Source organism: Streptomyces sp. NBC_00691 (assembly GCF_036226665.1).
Lineage (GTDB): Bacteria > Actinomycetota > Actinomycetes > Streptomycetales > Streptomycetaceae > Streptomyces.
On sequence record NZ_CP109007.1, the window covers coordinates 7,263,289 to 7,283,766 of the forward strand.

Consider the following 20,478-nt stretch of genomic DNA (forward strand, 5'->3'; position numbering starts at 1 on the left):
CCGCCCGGACTGACACCTGCCTTGCGGACAGCGTATTAGGTGGTCACGCCTGCGCGCCGAACGGAGCGGCGTCGAAGAGGTCGAGGCCTGCCGACCGTCGAACGGCTCACCGCCTTCCGCGACACCATCGCCGAACGCGTCCATACCCACATCGGCAACATCGCTGCGGTCGGGGTCGGCGCTCCCGCCCAGCTCACCGTCGTCGCCAACCACCTGCTTCTCGCGCTCATCAACCACGAGTACCAGCATGACCAGTGGATCAGCGAGGTCCGTGCCGACAAGCTCGGCCTCGCACTCTCCTGCGATCTCGCTTCGGACTGCATCAGCCGAGTCGAGGGCTTCCTCGTCTGCAACCCCTACGCCTGACCGTCCGCACCTCAGCCTGGCGGGCCGCTGGGAGCAGGCCGCGGACGCCCCACGCTGAGGTTCCGTCGTCTCGTCAGAGGGTGACGATCACAACATCAAGCCGCCTTGGCCCGTGCACGCCTTCGACGCGGTCGAGTTCGATGTCGCTGGTGGCGGAGGGACCGGAGATCCAAGTCTGAGGGCGGGCCGGGTCGAGGCGCGGCAGGGCCTGGGGAACGGAGCCGACGACCTGGTCCTTGGCGCGCACGACGCAGATGTGCAGGTCGGGGACGAGTGTGAGGGCGCGGCGGCCTTGGCCGAGGCCGCCGTCCAGGACGATCGTGCCGGTTTCGGCGATGGCGAGAGCGCAGGTGGTGACCACGGCGTGCGTGGTGTCCAGCTCGTGTGGGGTGAGGAGGGAATTCGCGTCGTGGTGCTGCTGGGCCGTTGTGTCGGACAGCCACGCGGCGGGCAGGCCGGGGGGCACGGCGATGGTGTTGGCACCGTGCCGGTCGAGGAGTTCTGCCACTAGAGCGGGAAGGTCGGTTTCCGTAGTGCGGTGCACGTTCGCGCGGTAGTCGGCGAGGTTCTCGTGAAGGAGGTCCAGGATCGCGGCCTCAGCGTCGGGGGTGTGGGCGGTGAGGTAGTCGCGTGCCGCTTCAGGGGAGGGCGGGGCGTCGAGGAGTGCCTGGCGGATGCGCCCCAGGACGCGTGCGCGGGAGTTCTGCTTCACGTGCGGTTCTTCTTCCACCAGTCGCGGAACGGTTCGGCGGGCAGTTCGGGCAGGTCGCGGCTCTCGGTCCACTGGCGAGCGCCCGGCCCGGCCAGCTTCTTCGGGTGGAGCTTGCGGGTGGCGGACGCGAGACGCTCCCCGGCACCGAGCACACCGGGGTGGTCCAGGACCCACCCGACGGCCTTCATCGCGGCCTTCTCCAGGCGGTGCCCCTTCCCGCCCTGTTCGGCGACCTTCTCGCGGAGGTGGACGAGGACTTCGGGGATGTCGATGGCGACCGGGCAGACGTCGTAGCAGGCGCCGCACAGGGAGGAGGCGTACGGGAGGGAGGCGTCGACCTCGCTGGTGGTGCCGCGCAGCTGGGGGGTGAGAATGGCGCCGATCGGGCCCGGGTAGACAGAGCCGTACGCGTGCCCGCCCGCCCGTTCGTACACCGGGCAGACGTTAAGGCAGGCGGAGCAGCGGATGCAGCGCAGCGCCTGCCGTCCCACCTCGTCGGCGAGGGCGTCGGTGCGGCCGTTGTCGAGGAGGACCAGGTGGAAGTTCTTCGGGCCGTCCGCGTCCGTGGTTCCGGTCCACGTGCTCGTGTACGGGTTCATCCGCTCGGCGGTGGAGGAGCGGGGGAGCGTCTGGAGGAAGACCTCCAGGTCCTGCCAGGTAGGCACGACCTTCTCGATGCCGACGACGGAGATGAGGGTCTCGGGGAGGGTGAGGCACATGCGGCCGTTGCCCTCGGACTCGACGACGACGAGGGTGCCGGTCTCGGCGACCATGAAGTTCGCGCCGGAGATCCCGACCTTGGCCCGCAGGAACTTCTCCCGCAGGTGCAGTCGGGCCGCCTCCGCGAGCTCGGCGGGGGAGTCGGACAGGCCTTCCGGTGCCGGACGTCCCCAACGGCCCATCTGGGTGCGGAAGATGTCGCGGATCTCGCCGCGGTTGCGGTGGATGGCAGGGACGAGGATGTGGGAGGGCCGGTCCTCGCCGAGCTGGACGATGAGTTCGGCGAGGTCGGTCTCGTAGGCGCGGATGCCCTCGGCCTCCAGGTGCTCGTTGAGACCGATCTCCTGGGTGGCCATCGACTTGACCTTGACGACCTCGGTCTCGCCGGTTGCCTTCACCAGGTCGGCGACGATCTGGTTGGCCTCGGCCGCGTCCGCCGCCCAGTGGACGGTGCCGCCGGCCGCCGTCACCGCCTCCTCCAGCTGGACCAGGTAGCGGTCCAGGTTGCCGAGGGTGAGGTCCTTGATCTGCTTCCCGGCCTCGCGCAGCTCGGCCCAGTCCGCCAGCTCCGATACGGCCACCGCCCGCTTGTCGCGGATGGTGTGGGTGGCGTGGCGCAGGTTGGCCCGCAGGGTGTCGTCGCGTACGGCTTCGTGCGCGGCCTTCGGGAAGGCCGGCATGCCGATGAACGTTCCGCTCATGTCAGCGGCTCCTCTTCCGTGCTCGCGAGGATCTCGGCGATGTGCAGCGCTCGCTGCGGGGCGTCCTGGCGGCGCAGCATCCCGCCGAGATGCATGAGGCAGGAGTTGTCGGCACCGCACAGAATCTCGGCGCCGGTGGACAGCGCGTTAGCGATCTTGTCGGCGCCCATCGCCGCCGACACGTCGGGGTTCTTCACCGCGAAGGTGCCGCCGAAGCCGCAGCACTCCTCCGCGCCCGGCAGCTCCACCAGATTCAGGCCCTTCACCGCTTCGAGGAGGCGGCGGGGGCGTGCGCCGAGGCCGAGCATCCGCAGACCGTGACAGGACGGGTGGTACGTGACCTTGTGCGGGAAGTACGCGCCCACGTCCGTCACCCCCAGCACGTCCACGAGGAACTCCGTCAGTTCGAGCGTCTTGGGGACGAGGGAATCGGAGGCATTCGCCAGAGTGTCGCCGCGTCCTTCCAGGCCGGCTTTGCGGCCGATCCTCGGGTAGTTGTCGCGGACCATGGCGACGCAGGAACCGGACGGGGTGACGACGTGGTCGTAGCCCTTGAAGACGCGGGCCATGCGGCGGACCAGCGGTTCGGTCTCCCGCCGGTAGCCGGTGTTGTACTGCGGCTGACCGCAGCAGGTTTGCCCGGCAGGGAAGTCGACCGTCACGCCGAGGCGTTCGAGGAGCTTGACGGTGGCGACGGCCGTCGCGGGATAGACCGCGTCGTTGACGCAGGTGGCGAAGAGGGCGACGCGCATCAGAGGTTCCTCGGGGCGGAGTCGAGTCGGGTGGCGGCATCGTCCCAGGAACTGGTGTCGCCCCGGGGGGTGTAGTGCCGCAGGTGTTGGGTGGAGGCGATCAGCCGGCGCATGTCGGTGAGGTCTCCGACCAAGCCTGCGGCGCGGGCCTGGACGAGGATGTTGCCCAGTGCGGTGGCTTCTGTGGGGCCGGCGACAACCGGCAGGCCGGTGGCGTCGGCGGTGAGCTGACACAACAGGTCGTTGCGGGAGCCGCCGCCCACGAGGTGGATCCGGCGGATGTCGCGGCCGGCGAGCGCTGCGGCCTGGCGCAGGGTGCGGCGGTGAGCGAGCGCCAGGCTCTCCAGGATGCAGCGCACGATCGCCCCCTGACTGCCCGGGACGTGCTGCCCGGTGCGGGCGCAGTAGCCCCGGATGCGGGTCGGCATGTCGCCGGGGGCGAGGAATTCCGGGGCGTCCGGGTCGACGAGAGAAGCGAACGCCTCGGCCCGGGCGGCGTCGGCGAGGAGCGTGGGGATGTGGGTGGGCAGGTTCTCCTTCTCCCACGTGCGCCGGCACTCCTCCAGGAGCCACATGCCCATGATGTTGCGCAGGTACCGGATGGTGCCGTCGATGCCGCGCTCGTTCGTGAAGTTCGCCGCCCGGGAGGCCTCGCTCAGGACCGGGGCGTCGAGTTCGAGTCCGGCCAGCGACCAGGTGCCGCACGAGATGTAGGCGAAGCCGGGTTCGGTCGCGGGTACGGCGGCAACCGCGGAGGCGGTGTCGTGCGAGGCGACCGTCGTCACCGGCGTCCGAGGGTCGAGTCCGGTGTACGCGGCGACGTGGGAGAGCAGGGTGCCGGCCGGTTCGCCGGGGGTGCGTAGCGCCGGGAAGAGAACGGGGTCGAGGGAGAGCCGCTTCATGAGGTCCTTCGACCAGGTTCCGGTGCGGGCGTCGAAGAGACCGGTGGTGGAGGCGTTGGTCTCCTCGGCTCCGACGGACCCGGTCAGCCAGTGGATCAGCAGGTCGGGGATGAGCAGCAGGGTGCGGGCCGCGTCCTGCTGGGCGGTTCCCCGGGAGGAGGCGAGCTGGAAGACCGTGTTGAACGGGAGGTGCTGGAGGCCCGTGATGCCGTACAGCTCCTCGGGACCGACCCTGGCCCAGACGGAGGCGGCCGCGGCGTCGGTGCGGTCGTCGCGGTAGTGGTAGGGGTGGCCGAGCAGAGCGCCGTCCGTGTCGAGGAGTCCGTAGTCCACGGCCCAGGTGTCGACACCGATGGAAGCGACACCACCGCGGCGCGCGGCTTCGCGTAGTCCGTCGAGGACGCCCTGGAACAGGGCGAGGACGTCCCAGCGCAGCCCGTCGGGGAGGCGCACGGGGGTGTTGGGGAAGCGGTGGACCTCGGTGAGGTCGAGGTTGTCCGGACCTACCCGGCCGACGATCACCCGTCCGCTGGTGGCGCCGAGATCGACCGCGGCGAACGCGGACGTGAAGGCGGAGGACGGTGGAGTGGTGGTCACGGGATACCTCTGCGGTGCGGGTGGTTCAGGAGGGGAAGACGGAAAGGAAGGCGGACCGGCGGCGTCCCGTCGGGGCCCGGTGTCAGGGCCGGGGTGCGGGGCGGTGTGCGCCGCCGGTCCGCGGTGCCCCCGGGAGCAGATGCGTCAGTCACCTGTCCCGGGGCGATCAATGGGGCCTCAGCGCAGGAAGGCCGCAGCGACACCGGCGTCGACGGGGACGTGCAGGCCGGTCGTGTGGGTCAGGTCGCCGCCGGTGAGGGCGAAGACCGCGTTCGCGACGTGTTCGGGCAGGACCTCGCGCTTCAGGAGGGTGCGCTGGGCGTAGAACTCGCCAAGGTTCTCCTCCTCGATGCCGTAGGTCGCGGCACGCTGCGCTCCCCACCCTGCGGCGAAGATGCCCGAACCGCGCACCACCCCGTCGGGGTTGACCCCGTTGACGCGGATCCCGTGCTCGCCGAGTTCGGCGGCGAGGAGACGCACCTGGTGAGCCTGGTCGGCCTTGGTGGCGGAATAGGCGATGTTGTTCGGCCCGGCGAAGACGGCGTTCTTGGAGGCGATGTAGACGATGTCGCCGCCCAGACCTTGTTCGATCATGATTCCCGCGGCCTCGCGGGAGACCAGGAAGGACCCGCGGGCCATGATGTCGTGCTGGAGGTCCCAGTCCTGCGCGGTCGTCTCCAGCAGCGGCTTCGAGATGGAGATGCCGGCGTTGTTGACCACGAGGTCGACCCCGCCGAACGCGAGGACGGCCTCGCGGAACGCCGCACTGATCTGCTCCTCGGAGGTGACGTCCACGGCGATCGCGACCGCCTTGTCGGGACCGCCGAGCTCCTCGGCGACCGCCTGGGCGTTCTGCCCGTTCAGGTCGGCGACGACGACGCAGGCGCCCTCGGCCACCAGCCGGTGGGCGATGGCCTTGCCGATACCGGAGCCCGCGCCCGTCACCAGTGCCACCCGCGTGGCGAGCGCCTTCGGCTTCGGCATGCGCCGCAGCTTGGCCTCCTCCAGCTCCCAGTACTCGATGCGGAACTTCTCTGCTTCCTCGATGGGGGAGTACGTCGACACCGCCTCGGCGCCACGCATCACGTTGATCGCGTTGACGTAGAACTCGCCCGCCACCCGCGCGGTCTGCTTGTCCTTGCCGAACGAGAACATCCCGACGCCCGGGACCAGAACGATCGCGGGGTCCGCGCCGCGCATGGCCGGCGAGTCGGCGGTGGCGTGCCGCGCGTAGTAGGCGGCGTACTCCTCCCGGTACTCCTCGTGCAGCTCCTTCAGTCGGGCGACGGCCTCGTCCAGCGGAGCCGCGGGCGGCAGGTCCAGAACGAGCGGTCGGACCTTGGTGCGCAGGAAGTGGTCCGGGCACGACGTGCCCAGGGCGGCAAGGCGCGGATGCTGGTCGTGGGCGAGGAAGTCGAGTACGACGTCGGAGTCCGTGAAATGGCCGATCTGGGGGCGGTCCTGAGAGGCCAGCGAACGGATGACGGGCGCGAGTGCTGCGGCCCGCTCCCGACGCTCCCTGTCGTCCAGCGCCGTGTAACCGTCCAGTGGTACGCCGAACGGCTGCTTCTTGCCGTGCTCCGCGAGGAAGGTCTCCGCGGTGCGGATCATCCACAGCGCGTTGGTCTCGCACTCCTCCGCGCTCGCGCCCCAGGCGGTGATGCCGTGGCCGCCGAGGACCACGCCGACGGCCTCGGGGTGGGCTTCCTTGATCGCCGCGATGTCGAGGCCGAGCTGGAAGCCGGGCCGGCGCCACGGCACCCACGCCACCTTGCCGCCGTAGCAGTCCGCCGTCAGCTTCTCGCCGTCGGCGGCGCAGGCCAGCGCGATGCCGGAATCCGGGTGGAGGTGGTCGACGTGTGCGGCTTCCACCAGGCCGTGCATGGCGGTGTCGATGGACGGAGCGGCGCCGCCCTTGCCGTGCAGGCAGTAGTCGAAGGCGCCGACCATCTCGTCCTCGCGGTCCACGCCCGGGTACACGCCCTTCAGGGCCCGCAGCCGGTCGAGCCGGAGGACGGCGAGGCCGTCCTCGGTGAGGGTGCCGAGGTCGCCGCCGGAGCCCTTCACCCACATCAGCTCGGTGTCCGCGCCGGTGACGGGATCGGTGACGGTGCCCTTGGCGGAGGCGTTGCCGCCGGCGTAGTTGGTGTTGCGGGGGTCTGAGCCCAGGCGGCGCGCGCGGTCGAGGAGGGCGGCGACTTCGGGGTGGGTGGACATGTGCGATCGGTCCTTCTGGTTCGAGGCTGCGGGGAGGAGGGGTAGCGAGGAGGCCCAGGGGGCGTCACCGGGCTCAGGCGCCCCAGCCGGCCTGCTCGCCACCGACGCGCTCGGCGGCGATCTGCTCCTGCCACCCGGAGGCGGCGTAGGCCGCGACGGGATCGGGGTTCAGGCCCTGCTCCTCGCGCACCTCGCGCAGCAGGGGACGGACATCGGTGCTGTACGCGTCCATCAGGACGGCGTTGGCGGCGAGGACGTCACCTGCGCGCTGGGCGGCGGTGAGCGCGTCGCGGTCGACGAGGAGGGCCTTCGCGGTGGCCTCCTGGACGTTCATGACGGACCGGATGACGGCGGGGATCTTCGCCTCGATGTTGTGGCACTGGTCGAGCATGAAGGCCACGTTCGCGGAGGCGTCCAGGCCGCCGTTCTTGACGACCTCGTGCATGATCCGGAAGAGCTGGAAGGGGTCGGCCGATCCGACCATCAAGTCGTCGTCCGCGTAGAAGCGGGAGTTGAAGTCGAAGCCGCCGAGCTTCCCCTCGCGCAGGAGGAAGGCGACGATGAACTCGATGTTGGTGCCGGGGGCGTGGTGGCCGGTGTCCACGACGACCTGCGCCTTCGGACCGAGCTTGAGACAGTGGGCGTACGAGGTGCCCCAGTCCGGGACGTCGGTGGTGTAGAAGGCCGGCTCGAAGAACTTGTACTCGAGCAGGATCCGCTGGTTCTCGCCGAGCCGCTCGTAGACCTCCGCGAGGGACTCGGCGAGACGGTCCTGCCGCCCGACGATGTCGTCCTGGCCGGGGTAGTTGGTGCCGTCGGCGAACCACAGTTTCAGGTCGGTCGACCCGGTGGCGTCCATGATGTCGACGCACTCCAGAAGGTGGTCGACGGCCTTGCGGCGGGTCTTCGCGTCGGGGTGGCAGACGCTGCCGAGACGGTAGTCGTCGTCCTGGAACGTGTTGGAGTTGATCGCGCCCAGTTCCAGGCCGCGCTCCTTGGCGTAGGCGGCGAGGGCCGCGTAGTCGTCTGTGCGGTCCCACGGGATGTGCAGGGAGACCTTCGGCGCCGCGCCGGTGAACTCGTGGACCTTGGCGGCGTCGTCGAGCTTCTCCCACGGGTTCCTGGGAACGCCGGGTTGGGCGAACACCTTGAAGCGCGTGCCGGAGTTCCCGTAGCCCCAGGAGGGCGTCTCGATGCGCTGGGCCTTGAGCGCGGCCTTCGCAGCGTCCCGTACGACAGTCATTGGGCAACCTCAGAACTTCAGCCGCGCTGGTCGCGACGGCGCTTTGAATCGTTTCATCAGTAAGGAAGCATGACTTTGAAGTCCTGGTCAAGAGATCGAAGGCTATGAAACTGAAACGATTCATTTACGTGTGAGGCGAAGCGCCTTACGATGGCGACCACACGGAACTCAGGCGAACGGACGGTCGGCAGTGGTGGGCATCAAGGAGGTGGCGCGCCAGGCGGGCGTCTCCGTCGGCACGGTCTCCAACGTGCTGAACAGACCAGAGCGTGTCTCCGGCGATGTCCGGGCGCGCGTGCAGGCCGCCATCGACCTGCTGGGCTACGTCCGCAGCGAGTCGGCGCGCCAGCTGCGCGCAGGCCGGAGCCGCATGCTCGGGCTGCTGGTCATGGACACCGGGAACCCCTTCTTCGCGGCCATGGCCCGCGGCACCGAGACGACGGCCGCCGGGGCGGGGCTGGGCGTGATGGTGTGCAACAGCGCTGAGAGCGTCGAGGCCGAGCAAGCGTACCTGGCACTCTTCGCCGAGCAGCGGCTCCGAGGAGTCATGCTGGCGCCGGTCGCCTCGCAGGGCAGACCGTGGGAGGCGCTGCTGCGACCTGAGATTCCCTTCGTCATCGTCGACCGCGCGGTGGCCCCGGAGGAAGCCTGTTCCGTGGCCGCTGACGACGTCCTGGGCGGCACGCTCGCCGGTCGCCACCTGCTCGCCGCCGGGCACCGCCGGATCGCCTACGTCCACGGACCGGACCATCTCCAGCAGGTCCGAGACCGGCGTGAAGGACTCCTGCGCGCGGTAGGAGAAGCGGGGTTGGGCGCCGACATGATCACCGACATCCCGGCGGAGAGGCTCGATGTCAGGGCCGGCAGGGACGCGGGAGCACGACTGCTCGGTCTTCCGGCGGGGCCGACGGCCGCCTTCTGCGCGAACGACCTGCTGGCGCTGGGAGTGATGCAGACGGCCTTCGACGCGGGGGTTCGCGTGCCCGACGATCTCGCCGTCGTCGGTTACGACGACATCGAGTTCGCGGAGGCGAGCCTGATTCCGCTGACTTCGGTCCGACACCCGGCCGGCGAGATCGGCCGCCTCGCAGCCGAGCTGCTCCTGGAGGAGATCGACCCCGCGCAGCCGGAGCAACTGCACCGGCACACCGGCATCGTGCTGCAGCCGGAGCTCGTCGTCCGTCGCTCCAGCCTGTCCCGCCGCTGAGCGCGGAGGGACGAAGGCGCCGCAGAGCGTGCCACGGACGCCCGATGGACTACCGCTGAGAGATCTGTGCGAGGACCCGCAGCGCCTCGCCCCTCAGCCCGTCGGGAAAGACGGCGAGCAATTCGTCGTTGATCTTCTCGGCGGCGGGCGCGAGCGAGGTGTGCAGCTCTCTGCCCTCCGCGGTCAGCGCCAGCAGGGTCCGCCGCCTGTCTGCGAGATCGCGCGCGCGACTGACGTAGTGCTGGGCGGTCAGCCGCCGCACGATGTGATGCGCCGTCGACCTGTCCAGCGAGGTCAACCGCGCGACCGTGCTCTGGTCGATGCCCGGGCTCCGCCTCAAGGCGTTGAGCACGGCGAACTGCTGAGAGGTCACGGTCTCGGAGACGAACGTGCTCCAGAGCGACGTGTGGACCTGCTCGGCACGCCGGATCAGATGGCCGGCGTAGCGGTCCAGGTCGAGGGCTCCGGTCACGGTGATCTCCTGCTCGTGAAGCCGTGCGGGGCCGGCCCCGGTCGCGCCGGTTCCGGCCTGCACGGAGGGGATCAGCCTCGGCGGTGACCGGGCCGGGACTCGTACGGAGTGGCCCGGGAGCCGTCCACGCCGACTTCGAGCCGGCCGATCTTCTCGATCTCGACGACGACGCGGTCTCCGTCGCTGAGCGGCCCGACGCCGGCCGGGGTGCCCGTCGCGATCACGTCGCCGGGGTACAGGGTCATCACCGAGGAGGCGTAGGCGACCAGCTCCCGCACGCCGAAGATGAGGTACGCGGTGTTGGTGCTCTGCCGGGTCTCTCCGGCCACGTCGCAGCGCAGGTCCAGCCGGTCGGGGTCCTCGATCTCGTCGGCGGTGACGATCCAGGGGCCGATGGGGGTGAAGGTGTCGAAGGACTTGCGGGTGGAGCGGTCCTCGCCGGAGCGGACGGTGACGTCCAGCAGGCAGGTGTAGCCGAAGACGTAGTCCAGAGCTTCGTCGGCGCTGACCTGCGACGCGGTCCGGCCGATGACGACGGCCAGTTCGCCTTCCTGGTCCGTTCGGACGTCGGAGTAGGGCAGGACGATGTCCTGGTCCGGGCCGATCACGGACGAGTTGGCCTTCAGGAAGACGCCCAGGTCGGCGATGGACGTGGGGTAGTCCATCTCGGCCTTGTGGTCGAGGTAGTTGACAGGCGCACCGATGATCTTGCCGGGACGGGGCAGCGGGGCCTCCAGCGACACGTCGGCGAGTGCCACGCGGCGCCCGTCGGCCAGGTCGAGCACCGGACCGGCGGCGTCGGACACCGTCTCGATGTACTGCTGGAGCGCGCCGGCCGGACCGGCGGAAGAGAGAGCGACCTGGTCGGTCACATCGGTGAGGGTGTCGCCGTCGACGACGCCGAGGCGTCCCTTGTCGAACAGGGCCAGGCGCATCGTGGCCTCCTTGGTGGTGGGGAAGAATCGGGGGAGTGATCAGGCGCCGGGGTCGGCGCTCTCGCTGCGGTAGAGGCCCAGGGACCGCATCACGGGCTCGTCGCTGTACGAGAACAGGACCGCGTCGGCGGACTTCGAGGTGTTCAGGTGCCGGTAGGAGGCCCAGCCCGGGACGGCGAAGGTGTCGTTCTCCGTCCAGTCCAGCCGCTTGCCGTCCACGATGGTGGAGCCTTCGCCGCGGACGACGCTGAAGATGGTGGAGGCGGTGTGGCGACGGCCCGCCCCCTCGAAGCCCGGTCGCAGCCGCTGGATCCGGCAGCCGATGGTGGGCATGACCGGGCCACCGGTCCACGGGTTGGTGTACTCCAGGACGATGCCGTCGACGTCGCTGCCCTCGGCGGTGTCGGCGACGGCGTCCAAGGCCCGGCTGGTCTCGGCCCAGGTGTAGCGGGTGACGGGCGAGTTCGGCCCGTCCGGTGTGATCCAGGCGGGGGTCAGGCGGCCGTGGAGGAACTGGCGGCTGCCGGCGTCGTCGGGGCGGGTCACTGGCTGGAGCCGCTGGGGGTACTTCTCGTAGAAGCCTGCTTCCAGCGCGTTGACCAGGGGGTAGTCCAGGGCGTCGAGCCAGATCATCGGCGCGTCGCCCTCGTGGGTGTGGTCGTGCCAGTGCCAGCCGGGTGTGAGCAGCAGGTCGCCGGGGGACATGAAGACGCGTTCGCCGTTGACGGTGGTCCAGGCGCCGTCGCCTTCCAGGATGAAGCGGAAGGCGTTGGAGGTGTGCCGGTGGGCCTGGGCGGTCTCGCCGGGCAGGATGATCTGCAGGCCGGCGTACAGGGTGTTGACCGTGGCGGGCGGGTCGGTGAGCCCGGGGTTGACGAGCATGAGGACCCGGCGTTCGGCCTCGTCCAGGGACAGCGTCTGGGAGAAGTGCAGCAGGTGTGGCCGCAGCTCCTTCCAGCTCCACCGGTGGGGGACGGCCCTGCTGCGGGGCTGGGCGGGGAACAGGTTGCCGTAGAACCGCCAGAGCGGTGCTGCGCCGAGGGCGTCGAGGGCCTTGTAGGCGGGGTCGTCGGTCATGTTGTCTCCTCGCGGTGGTTGCTCACGGGGCGGGCGCGGGCTGGAGGTCGCCGGCGGGGGTCCACACCCAGGCGACGTCGTCGAAGTCCTCGGGGGTGCGGTCGGACAGGAGTTGGTTGCGCAGGAAGGCGCCCATCCCGTCCATGTGGCAGATCTCGCCGAATCGCCGCGCGTTCGTCTGGATCGACGCGGCCCGCTCGGTCCGCAGGGCGGCGTAGGACGTGAACGCGTCCTCCGGGCGGCCGTGCTCGCGCAGAGCGTGGCCGAGGGTCACTGCGTCCTCCAGTGCCTGGCAGGCGCCCTGGGCCAGGTACTGCAGCATCGGGTGCGCGGCGTCGCCGAGCAGCACGATGCGGCCGTGGACCCAGTCGGTGATCGGAAGGCGGTCGAACAGTGGCCAGCGCCGGTCCCGGGCGATCAGAGGCAAGGCGTCGCGCACAGCGTCGCAGGCACCGGCGAACCGCTCCTCCAGCTCCGCCTCGGTGCCCCAGTCGTCGGAGCCGGGGTCGTAGTGGTCGCTCTCGAAGACGGCGACCTGGTTGTAGAGCTCGCCGCGTCGCACGGGGTACTGCACGAGATGCATGCGCGGTCCGGCCCAGACGATGACTGACTCCGTAGTCGCGTGCTGCGCCATCGATCCCGTCATGCTGGTGACGGGCAGCGCGCCGCGGTACGCGACGTACTTCGAGCAGACGGGGGCGCCGTCGTTCACGAGGATCTGCCGGAGCCGTGAGTGCAGGCCGTCGGCGGCCACCACCGCGTCCGCCGCGAGCCGTTCGGGCGTCTCGGCGAAGTGCAGGCGTACCGCGGCCTGCGTCTGGACCGCGTCGGTGACGGTTCGCCCGGTGCGCAGGGTGATCGACGGGTGCTCCTCGCAGGCGGTCAGGAGAACGCCGTGGAGGTCGGTGCGGTGGGTGACGAGGTAGGGGTGCTTGAAACGGCTGCGGTAGGCGTCGCCGCGCAGGTCGAGAGCGGTGACCTGCTTGCCGGTGAGCGCGTCCATCATGACGAGCTGGGGCGGGGCGACGGCGGAGCGCTGCACGGCGTCGAGGACGCCGAGTTCCTCCAGTGCCAGCGAGGCGTTCGGAGCCAGCTGGAGGCCGGCTCCGATCTCGCCGAACCGGGCGGCGCGCTCCACCACGGTCACGCGGTGGCCTGAGCGGGCGACGGCGAGGGCGGCGGCCAAGCCGCCGATGCCGCCGCCGACGACGGCGATGTGCAGGGGCGAGGTCGTCACGGGCAGGTGCCTCCTTGAAGGACGGGGGTCGATCCGCCTCCCGACCTGGTGGATCTTCCGCGTCGGGATCATTGGTGTACGGACCATCGGGGCAGGAGCAGGAACTCTCGGTGCGGGTCCACGCAGGGACCGGCACGGGTGGGAGAGCGGTCAGCAGGCGGCGGCGGTGCTGTCGACATGGACGAAGGTGCCCGTGCGGGCGCGGACGTCCTCGACGGTGACGCCGGGCGCGGTCTCGACCAGGGCGAGGCCACCGGCTGTGACGTCGAGGACGCCGAGGTCGGTGATGACGCGGTCGACGCAGGTGCGGCCGGTGAGGGGGAGGGTGCAGTCCTGGACGATCTTCGGGCTGCCGTCCTTGGCGGTGTGCTCCATCAGCACGATGACCCGGCGCGCGCCGTGGACTAGGTCCATGGCGCCGCCCATCCCCTTGACCATCTTGCCGGGGATCATCCAGTTCGCCAGGTCTCCGGCCGCCGAGACCTGCATGGCTCCGAGGACGGCGGTGTCGATGTGGCCGCCGCGGATCATCCCGAACGACAGGGCGGAGTCGAAGAACGACGCCCCGGGCAGAACGGTGACGGTCTCCTTGCCGGCGTTGACGAGGTCGGGGTCGACCTCGTCGTCGGACGGGTAGGGGCCGGTCCCGAGGATGCCGTTCTCGGAGTGAAGCACCACGTGCACGCCGGCCGGCACGTAGGCGGGGATGAGAGTGGGAAGGCCGATGCCGAGGTTGACGTATGAGCCGTCCGTCAGTTCGGCGGCGGCCCGGGCGGCCATCTGATTGCGGTTCCAGGCCATCAGGCGCGCACCGTCCTCTTCTCGATCTGCTTGTCGGCCGCCTGGGCGGGGGTGAGGGGCAGGACGTGCTGGACGAAGACGCCGGGCAGGTGGACCCGGTCGGGGTGAAGGACGCCGGGTTCGACGAGCTCCTCGACCTCGGCGATGGTGATCCGGCCGGCCATCGCGGCGAGGGGATTGAAGTTGGCGGCGGCCCGGCGGAAGACGAGGTTGCCGTGTCGGTCGCCGCGCCATGCCCGGACGAGGGCGAAGTCGGTGGTGATGCCGTGCTCCAGGACGTGGGGGCGGCCGTCGTAGAGCCGGGTCTCCTTGGCGGGGGAGGGGAGGGCGATCGTGCCGTCGGGGGCATAGCGCCAGGGCAGGCCGCCGTCGGCGACCTGTGTTCCGACGCCTGCCGGGGTGTAGAAGGCGGGGATGCCGCAGCCGCCGGCGCGGAGGCGCTCGGCGAGGGTGCCCTGAGGGACGAGTTCGACCTCCAGCTCTCCGCTGAGGTACTGGCGGGCGAATTCCTTGTTCTCGCCGACGTAGGAGCCGGTGACCCGGCTGATGCGCCCGGCTGCCAGCAGGATCCCCAGGCCCCGGTCGTCGATGCCGCAGTTGTTGGAGACGACCTGGAGGTCTGTGGCGCCCTGGGCGTGCAGGGCACGGATCAGGGTCTCGGGGATGCCGTTGAGCCCGAAGCCGCCGACGGCGAGCGAGGCGCCGTCGGGGATGTCGGCGACGGCATCGGCAGGATTCCGGATGACCTTGTCCACGGTTCCTGGTGTCCTTTCAGGTGAGGGGGCCCGGCAGTACGGCGGACCAGCCGCCGTCGACGACGAGATGGGCGCCGGAGACGTAGGAGGCGTCCTCGGAGGCGAGGAAGGCCGCCACGCCGGCGACGTCCTGGGGGGTTCCCAGACGGCCGAGAGGGATGTGCCGGGCGGCGTCGCGCAGGGGGTGGGAGTCGGCGAGCAGGTTGCCCCGGGAGCCCTCGGTATCGACCAGCCCCGGGCTGACGCAGTTGGCGCGGATGCCGTGCTCGGCGCCTTCGGCGGCGAGCTGGCGGGTCAGCGCGATCACCCCTCCCTTCGCGGCGGAGTGGGCGGTGCGGTGGTTGGTCAGGGAGCCGGTGATCCCGGCGGTGGAGCCGATGGTGACGACGCAGCCGCGGCTGCGTGCCAGGTGCGGCCACGCGGCTCGGGTGGTGAGCCAGACCGAGTCCAGCTCGGAGCGCACGGTGGACGCGTAGTCGTCGTAGGACTGTTCGGCGAGGGGGCCGAACCGTACGGAGCCGGCATTGGTGAGGACGATGTCGACGCCTCCGAACGCCTCGACCGCTTCCTCCACCCACGCTCCGACGGATTCGGGACAGGTGACGTCCAGGGGGCCGGGCGTGAGAGCCGTGCCGCCTTCCCGGCCGATCTCCCGCTGCGTCTCCAGGGCTTCGTCGTGCAGGAGGTCGCCGCCGACGACCAAGGCGCCTTCGGCGGCGAACCGCAGGGCCGCCGCCCTTCCCAGTCCGCGGGCCGTGCCCGAGACCAGGGCCACTCTCCCTTCCAGCCGCCTCATCGCGCGTTCCCGTCGAGCAGCGCGTCGGACACGGACTTCACCCCGCCGTGCGAGGTGAGGCCACCGTCGACCGGGATCTCCGCGCCGGAGATGAACGACGACTCGTCGGAGAGCAGGAACACCACCAGCGGTGTCACCTCCTCGACGGTGCCCACACGGCCCAGGGGCGTCTCGCGAATGTTCGTCGCCCGGAAGGCGGGGGCGGCCGAGGCGGTCATCTCCGTCTCGATGAAGCCGGGATGGATGGTGTTCACCCGGATCCCCCGGGGGCCGAGCTCCATGGCGGCGGTCTTCGACAGGCCGCGAAGCGCCCACTTGCTCGTCGTGTAGGCCACCGGGTAGTGGGCGGTCAGCGCGGCGGAGGAGCCGACGTTCACGACCGAGGAACCCGGAGGCATCAGCGGGGCCAAGTGCTGGATTCCCAGGAGCGGGCCGTTCACGTTGACGGCGTGCACGCAGCTCATGTCCTTGGCGGTGACCTCGTTCAGCCGGGCCCGCCAGGTGATGCCGGCGTTGTTGACCAGGCCGTGCACCGCCCCGTACGTCCCGCGGAGGTGATCGGCCAGGTCGGCCCAGTCGTCGGCCAGGGTGACGTCGAGCCTTCGGACGCCCTCCCTGCCGTTCACGTCCGTGGCGATGACCGTGGCGCCTTCGCGCGTCAGGGCGGCGGCCTCTGCGGCGCCCTGGCCGCGGGCCGCACCGGTGACGACGATGACCTTTCCCGTGAGGCGCCCGCCGTTCACGGCCGCTCCCGGTTACGGCGTCGGCCCTTGGGCAGGGCGACGGGATCGGTACCGGGGACCACGCGAGTGGTGAGGGACCCGAGGGCCTGTACGGTCAGGGTGACGGTGTCACCGGGCTTGAGCGGCGGCGGGAGTTGCTGACCTGAGCGGCCCCAGAGCTCTGCGAGACAGCCACCGTTGCCGCACGTTCCGGAGCCCAGCACGTCACCGGCGACGATCCGGGTGCCGCGCGAGGCGTAGGCGGTCATCTCCTCGAACGTCCAGCTCATGTTGGACAGCAGGTCGCTGCCGATCTTCTCGCCGTTGACCTCGGCCGTCAGAGCAAGTCGCAGGAAGCCGTCGGCGTCGCGGTGAGGCTCCAGTTCGTCGGCGGTCACCAGGTAGGGGCCCAGCGTTGTGGCGGTGTCCTTGCCCTTGCACGGGCCGAGACCGATCCGCATCTCGGCGGACTGCAGGTCCCGTGCGGACCAGTCGTTGAACACGGTGTAGCCGACGATGTGCTCCCGCGCCTGCTCCGGGGTCAGGTCACGGCCTTCCCGGCCGATGACGGCCGCCACCTCCAGCTCGAAGTCGAGCACGGACGACCCGGGGGGCATGGGCACGTCGTCATGCGGTCCGAAGATCGCGTGGGGGTTGGTGAAGTAGTAGGTGGGTGCCTCGTACCACTGGGCGGGCACTCCGGATTCGCCGCTGACGGAGCGGCGCACGCCCTCGACGTGCTCCTCGAAGGTGACGAAGTCCCTGACCGAAGAGGGCTGGAGCGGCGAAAGCAGCCGGACCTCGGAGACATGGGGTCCCGGCGGCACGTCCAGGGCCGCTGCTCCGGCAGCCAGAAGGCCCGGCAGACCGTCGGTGTCGCGGATCAGGTCGGTGAGCGAGGTGATGCCGGGCAGGGGGAACAGCGTGCCGTCGTCCTCGACGACGGCGACACGGTTCCGGTGCCGGTATTCGAAAGCGGCGAAACGCATGGTGCGGCTCCTGGTGGAGAAACGGGGGACACGGGACCGGGCCGTCCGGGACGGAGAGAGGGCCCGTTGCCGGCCTTCTACGGACGGTTCCGGTCCCGTGGACCGGAGCCGGGGACGCGGCGGTGGCAGTCAGGGCGGGACAGGAACCGCCGCCGCGTCCCCGGGGATCGGGTGACCGGAGCTAGACCGGCGGGGCGAGGAAGCAGCCGCGGTCGGGGTCGTTGAACGACTCCTTCGCGACGAGCTCGTTCATCGCGTTGGCGGTGCCCCACTGGTCGGTGACCTCGGGCTGCGAGAAGTCGTAGACGTGGGGGTGCCAGGTGTCCTCGTCGAGGTTCTCCAGCTCGGTGGTGTACTCGACGGTGTTGCCGTGCGGGTCGAGGAAGTAGGTGAAGGTGTTGTCCCCGGCCATGTGCCGGCCCGGCCCCCAGATCTTCGTGTGACCGGCCCGCAGGACACGGCCCGAGCCACGCATGTACTCGTCGATGCCGCGCATCTCGAAGGAGATGTGGTGCAGGGAGGTGTGCGGGCCCTTCGCCAGCGCCATGGAGTGGTGCTGCGAGCTGATCCGCATGAAGTGCATGACGTCGCCCATGTGGGGCGAGCTGAGCGAGTCGGACAGCCGGAAGCCGAGGTGCTGCTCGTACCAGGCGCGGGTGCGCTCCAGGTCGGGGGAGTTGAGCACGACGTGCGACAGCTTGACCGGGATCGCCTCCTTCTCCTCGATCTTGCGGTGCCGACGGACCTCGACATCGGCGGAGACCTCGATGGTGCGGCCGTCGACGTCGAAGAACCGGAAACCGTAGCCGCCGCCGGGGGTGTCGACGGCGCCGGGCTGCGAGATCAGCTGCACGCCGCCGGCCAGGAGCTGCTCGGCGAGGGTGTCCACGTCGGTCGGGGTCGCGGCGCCGTAGGAGACCAGGTCGAGGCGCTTCTCGTCGGCCTTGCGCAGCCGGACCACGTACTGCTCGGGGCTGCCCTCGGCGGCGAGGAAGGAGATGCCGGAGTCCTCCGATACCTTGGTCAGGCCCCAGACGCCGGCGTAGAAGTCGAGCTGCTTGTCGTAGTCGGGCACGGCGAGGTCGACGTGCCGCAGGTGGGTGAGCAGGCGGTTGTTCGTCATGGGGTGCCTCCTCAGGCGGTGGAGAGGTTGAGCAGGGCTGCGGCGTTGGCGCCGCGGATGGCGCGGAAGTCGGCTTCGGGCAGGTCCGCCGCGCGCAGCGCGCCGACGGGGTCGGCGGATCCCATGTCGAAGGGGAAGTCCGAGCCGAGCAGCACTCGGTCCGCACCGGCCGCCTCCACCAACGCCCGCAGCACTCTCGGGTCGTGCACGAGCGAGTCGAAGTACAGACGCCGCAGGTAGCTGCTGGGGGGCTGGGCGCATCCGGCCGACGCATCGGTCCGAGCCCGCCAGGCGTGGTCGCTGCGCCCGATGTGGGTGGGCAGGTAACCGCCCCCGTGGGCCGCGACGATCTTCAGCCCGGGGTGCCGGTCGAGGACGCCGGAGAAGATCAGATGAGAGAGGGCGACGGCGTTCTCGGTGGGCTGGCCCACGGTGTTGGACAGGTACCACCGGTCCAGGCGCTCGTCGAGGGTGCAGCCGAACGGGTGCAGGAACACGACCGCCCCGGTCTCCTCCGCGCGAGTCCAGAGTGGCTCGTAGGCCGGATCGGACAACTCACGGTCAGGGGCGTGGCTGGAGATCTCCACTCCGGAGAGCCCGTGCTCCAGCGCATGGTCCAAGGCGGGCGCGAGCTGATCGGGATGCTGCAGCGGAACCAGTCCCAGGCCCCTCAGTCGGCCGGGCGCGACCGCGCAATGCGCGGCGGTCGCCTCGTTGGCCAGCCGGTAGACCTTCTCCGCCATATCCGCGTCCGCCCAGTAGTGGTAATGCGACGGCGAGGGACTGACGAGCTGCACGTCGACGCCCTGCGCGTCCATCCGGGCGAGCCGGACGGCGGGGTCGGTCAGGGCCGGAACGCGGTCGCGGACCATGGGGCCGCTGACGGCTAGGGCATCGGGACCGTTGCGGCGGGCGTCGAGCGCCTTGGCCTCAGCGTGCCCCGGGAGGCCTGCGACGAGGGCCTCGATCTGAGGCAGCAGGACGTGGGCGTGGACGTCCACGGTCGGCGTGGTCACGGGAGCTCCCTGAGCATGGTCATGGTGCGGGCCATCAGCCCGGGCACATCGGCGTCCCGGACGCCGTCGAGCTGCCACTGGCCGATCTGGACCGAGCCCTCCACGACCGGGCGGACGCGCGCGATCCGCCGCTCGTAGTAGGTCTGGAGCAGCTCGTCGTCCCAGGTGCCAGCGGCGATCAGCATCTGTGCCAGAACCCAGGAGTCCTCCAGGGACAGCGCCGCGCCCTGCGCCATCGTGGGCGGGCAGCAGTGTGCGGCGTCCCCGACGAGCACGACCCGGCCGCGGTGCCAGGCTCCTTCGACGAGCAGCCGGTCGAACCACGTGTAGTTGACCTTCGACGAGTCGGTGATTGTCGAGGTGATCTCCGGCCACGCGCCGCCGTATGCCGAGGCGAGACGGGTCATCTCCTGGGCGTAGGACTCGGGTGGGATGGAGGAGCGGTCGCGGTTCTTCTCGACCACGTATGCGTACAGCGTGGTGTCGCTGGTGGGGCAGTAGCCGGCGATGAACGCCGGTCCGCCGTAGGCGAGATCGGTGTGCTCGACCCCGACGGGTCGCGGGGCGGCGACGCGCCAGATGGCCATGCCGGTCGGTTCGGGCTTGTCGGTGATCCCGACCTGGGCCCGGGTGGCGGAGCCCAGACCGTCGGCGGCGATCACCAGGTCATAGCGGTGCTCGGTTCCGTCACTGAACCTGACCGAGACACCGGTGTCGTCCTGGTCCTGGATCGTGGCGGTCGTGCCCAGGTGGACAGTGGCGCCGCTGGCACGGACGGCGTCGATCAGGATCTGCTGGAGCCGCGGCCGCTGCATACCGACAGTGGCGGGCAGGTCGTCGCCGCCGGTGCGCAGGTCGCGCTGTACGTGCAGGACGGTGCCGTCAGGCGCGGTGATGCCGACCGATCCGAAGGGGAAACCGGACGCCTTCACCTCCTCCCAGACACCGAGCTCGCGCAGGACGCGCAGCGCGTTGCCCTGGAGGGTGATGCCGGAGCCGGCGGTGGCGTTCCAGTCGTCCTTCGCCTCGACGAGGTCGACGTCGATCCCGGCGCGGCGCAGCAGGATCGTCGCGGCGTTGCCGGCCGCTCCGCCGCCGATGACCAGGACCTTGCGGGGTGTGCTCATGGGGAACTCCC

Annotated in this window: 20 protein-coding genes; 2 read left to right on the forward strand and 18 right to left on the reverse strand. The window is 70.5% G+C overall.

What is annotated here, in order from left to right; genetic code table 11:
- Positions 1–39: 39 nt before the first annotated feature.
- The gene (locus OG392_RS32650; protein WP_329285468.1) at positions 40–366 is read left to right on the forward strand and encodes a hypothetical protein; all 327 of its coding nucleotides are present in this window, start codon (positions 40–42) and stop codon (positions 364–366) included.
- A 73-nt stretch (positions 367–439) separates the two neighbouring features.
- On the opposite strand, the gene OG392_RS32655 is transcribed toward OG392_RS32650, so the two are convergent.
- The 6 genes from OG392_RS32655 to rhaI form a co-directional block, all read right to left on the reverse strand.
- Positions 440–1,078: a LutC/YkgG family protein gene (locus tag OG392_RS32655; protein ID WP_329285470.1), complete on the reverse strand. Its 639-nt coding sequence runs from the start codon at positions 1,076–1,078 to the stop codon at positions 440–442.
- Complete coding sequence (locus OG392_RS32660; RefSeq protein ID WP_329285472.1) at positions 1,075–2,499, reverse strand: LutB/LldF family L-lactate oxidation iron-sulfur protein; 1,425 nt, start codon at positions 2,497–2,499, stop codon at positions 1,075–1,077. The genes OG392_RS32655 and OG392_RS32660 overlap by 4 nt, the downstream gene beginning before the upstream one ends.
- The gene (locus tag OG392_RS32665; RefSeq protein ID WP_329285474.1) at positions 2,496–3,251 is read right to left on the reverse strand and encodes a (Fe-S)-binding protein; all 756 of its coding nucleotides are present in this window, start codon (positions 3,249–3,251) and stop codon (positions 2,496–2,498) included. The genes OG392_RS32660 and OG392_RS32665 overlap by 4 nt, the downstream gene beginning before the upstream one ends.
- Entirely contained in the window at positions 3,251–4,750 is a 1,500-nt protein-coding gene (locus OG392_RS32670; protein WP_329285476.1) for a rhamnulokinase, read from the reverse strand. The genes OG392_RS32665 and OG392_RS32670 overlap by 1 nt, the downstream gene beginning before the upstream one ends.
- A 177-nt stretch (positions 4,751–4,927) precedes the next feature.
- Entirely contained in the window at positions 4,928–7,069 is a 2,142-nt protein-coding gene (locus OG392_RS32675) for a bifunctional aldolase/short-chain dehydrogenase (protein ID WP_443054968.1), read from the reverse strand.
- Complete coding sequence (gene rhaI, locus OG392_RS32680) at positions 7,041–8,210, reverse strand: L-rhamnose isomerase (protein WP_329285478.1); 1,170 nt, start codon at positions 8,208–8,210, stop codon at positions 7,041–7,043. The genes OG392_RS32675 and rhaI overlap by 29 nt, the downstream gene beginning before the upstream one ends.
- 193 nt (positions 8,211–8,403) lie before the next feature.
- On the opposite strand from rhaI, the gene OG392_RS32685 reads away from it, so the two are divergent.
- Positions 8,404–9,417, forward strand: a complete 1,014-nt coding sequence (locus OG392_RS32685) for a LacI family DNA-binding transcriptional regulator (protein ID WP_329285480.1) — start codon at positions 8,404–8,406, stop codon at positions 9,415–9,417.
- Between the two features lie 49 nt (positions 9,418–9,466).
- On the opposite strand, the gene OG392_RS32690 is transcribed toward OG392_RS32685, so the two are convergent.
- The 12 genes from OG392_RS32690 to OG392_RS32745 all read right to left on the reverse strand — a co-directional run bounded on the left by OG392_RS32690 (position 9,467) and on the right by OG392_RS32745 (position 20,467).
- The gene (locus OG392_RS32690) at positions 9,467–9,952 is read right to left on the reverse strand and encodes a MarR family winged helix-turn-helix transcriptional regulator (protein ID WP_329285482.1); all 486 of its coding nucleotides are present in this window, start codon (positions 9,950–9,952) and stop codon (positions 9,467–9,469) included.
- A gap of 8 nt (positions 9,953–9,960) precedes the next feature.
- Positions 9,961–10,824: a fumarylacetoacetate hydrolase family protein gene (locus tag OG392_RS32695; RefSeq protein ID WP_329285484.1), complete on the reverse strand. Its 864-nt coding sequence runs from the start codon at positions 10,822–10,824 to the stop codon at positions 9,961–9,963.
- A gap of 39 nt (positions 10,825–10,863) precedes the next feature.
- Positions 10,864–11,901, reverse strand: a complete 1,038-nt coding sequence (locus OG392_RS32700) for a cupin domain-containing protein (protein WP_329285486.1) — start codon at positions 11,899–11,901, stop codon at positions 10,864–10,866.
- Positions 11,902–11,923: 22 nt separating this feature from the next.
- Entirely contained in the window at positions 11,924–13,192 is a 1,269-nt protein-coding gene (locus OG392_RS32705) for an FAD-dependent monooxygenase (protein ID WP_329287597.1), read from the reverse strand.
- A 96-nt stretch (positions 13,193–13,288) separates the two neighbouring features.
- Positions 13,289–13,939, reverse strand: coding sequence for a CoA transferase subunit B (locus OG392_RS32710; RefSeq protein WP_329285487.1), 651 nt, complete (start codon positions 13,937–13,939; stop codon positions 13,289–13,291).
- The gene (locus OG392_RS32715; RefSeq protein ID WP_329285489.1) at positions 13,939–14,694 is read right to left on the reverse strand and encodes a CoA transferase subunit A; all 756 of its coding nucleotides are present in this window, start codon (positions 14,692–14,694) and stop codon (positions 13,939–13,941) included. The genes OG392_RS32710 and OG392_RS32715 overlap by 1 nt, the downstream gene beginning before the upstream one ends.
- 16 nt (positions 14,695–14,710) lie before the next feature.
- Positions 14,711–15,469: an SDR family NAD(P)-dependent oxidoreductase gene (locus tag OG392_RS32720; protein WP_329285491.1), complete on the reverse strand. Its 759-nt coding sequence runs from the start codon at positions 15,467–15,469 to the stop codon at positions 14,711–14,713.
- A gap of 17 nt (positions 15,470–15,486) precedes the next feature.
- Positions 15,487–16,233, reverse strand: a complete 747-nt coding sequence (locus OG392_RS32725) for an SDR family NAD(P)-dependent oxidoreductase (RefSeq protein WP_329285493.1) — start codon at positions 16,231–16,233, stop codon at positions 15,487–15,489.
- On the reverse strand, positions 16,230–17,201 hold the full coding sequence (locus tag OG392_RS32730; protein WP_329285495.1) for a fumarylacetoacetate hydrolase family protein: 972 nt from the start codon (positions 17,199–17,201) through the stop codon (positions 16,230–16,232). Before OG392_RS32730 ends, OG392_RS32725 begins: the two co-directional genes overlap by 4 nt.
- Positions 17,202–17,382: 181 nt before the next feature.
- Positions 17,383–18,324: a VOC family protein gene (locus OG392_RS32735; RefSeq protein ID WP_329285497.1), complete on the reverse strand. Its 942-nt coding sequence runs from the start codon at positions 18,322–18,324 to the stop codon at positions 17,383–17,385.
- Between the two features lie 11 nt (positions 18,325–18,335).
- Positions 18,336–19,340, reverse strand: coding sequence for an amidohydrolase family protein (locus OG392_RS32740; RefSeq protein WP_329285498.1), 1,005 nt, complete (start codon positions 19,338–19,340; stop codon positions 18,336–18,338).
- Entirely contained in the window at positions 19,337–20,467 is a 1,131-nt protein-coding gene (locus OG392_RS32745; protein WP_329285499.1) for an FAD-dependent oxidoreductase, read from the reverse strand. Before OG392_RS32745 ends, OG392_RS32740 begins: the two co-directional genes overlap by 4 nt.
- Positions 20,468–20,478: the final 11 nt, after the last annotated feature.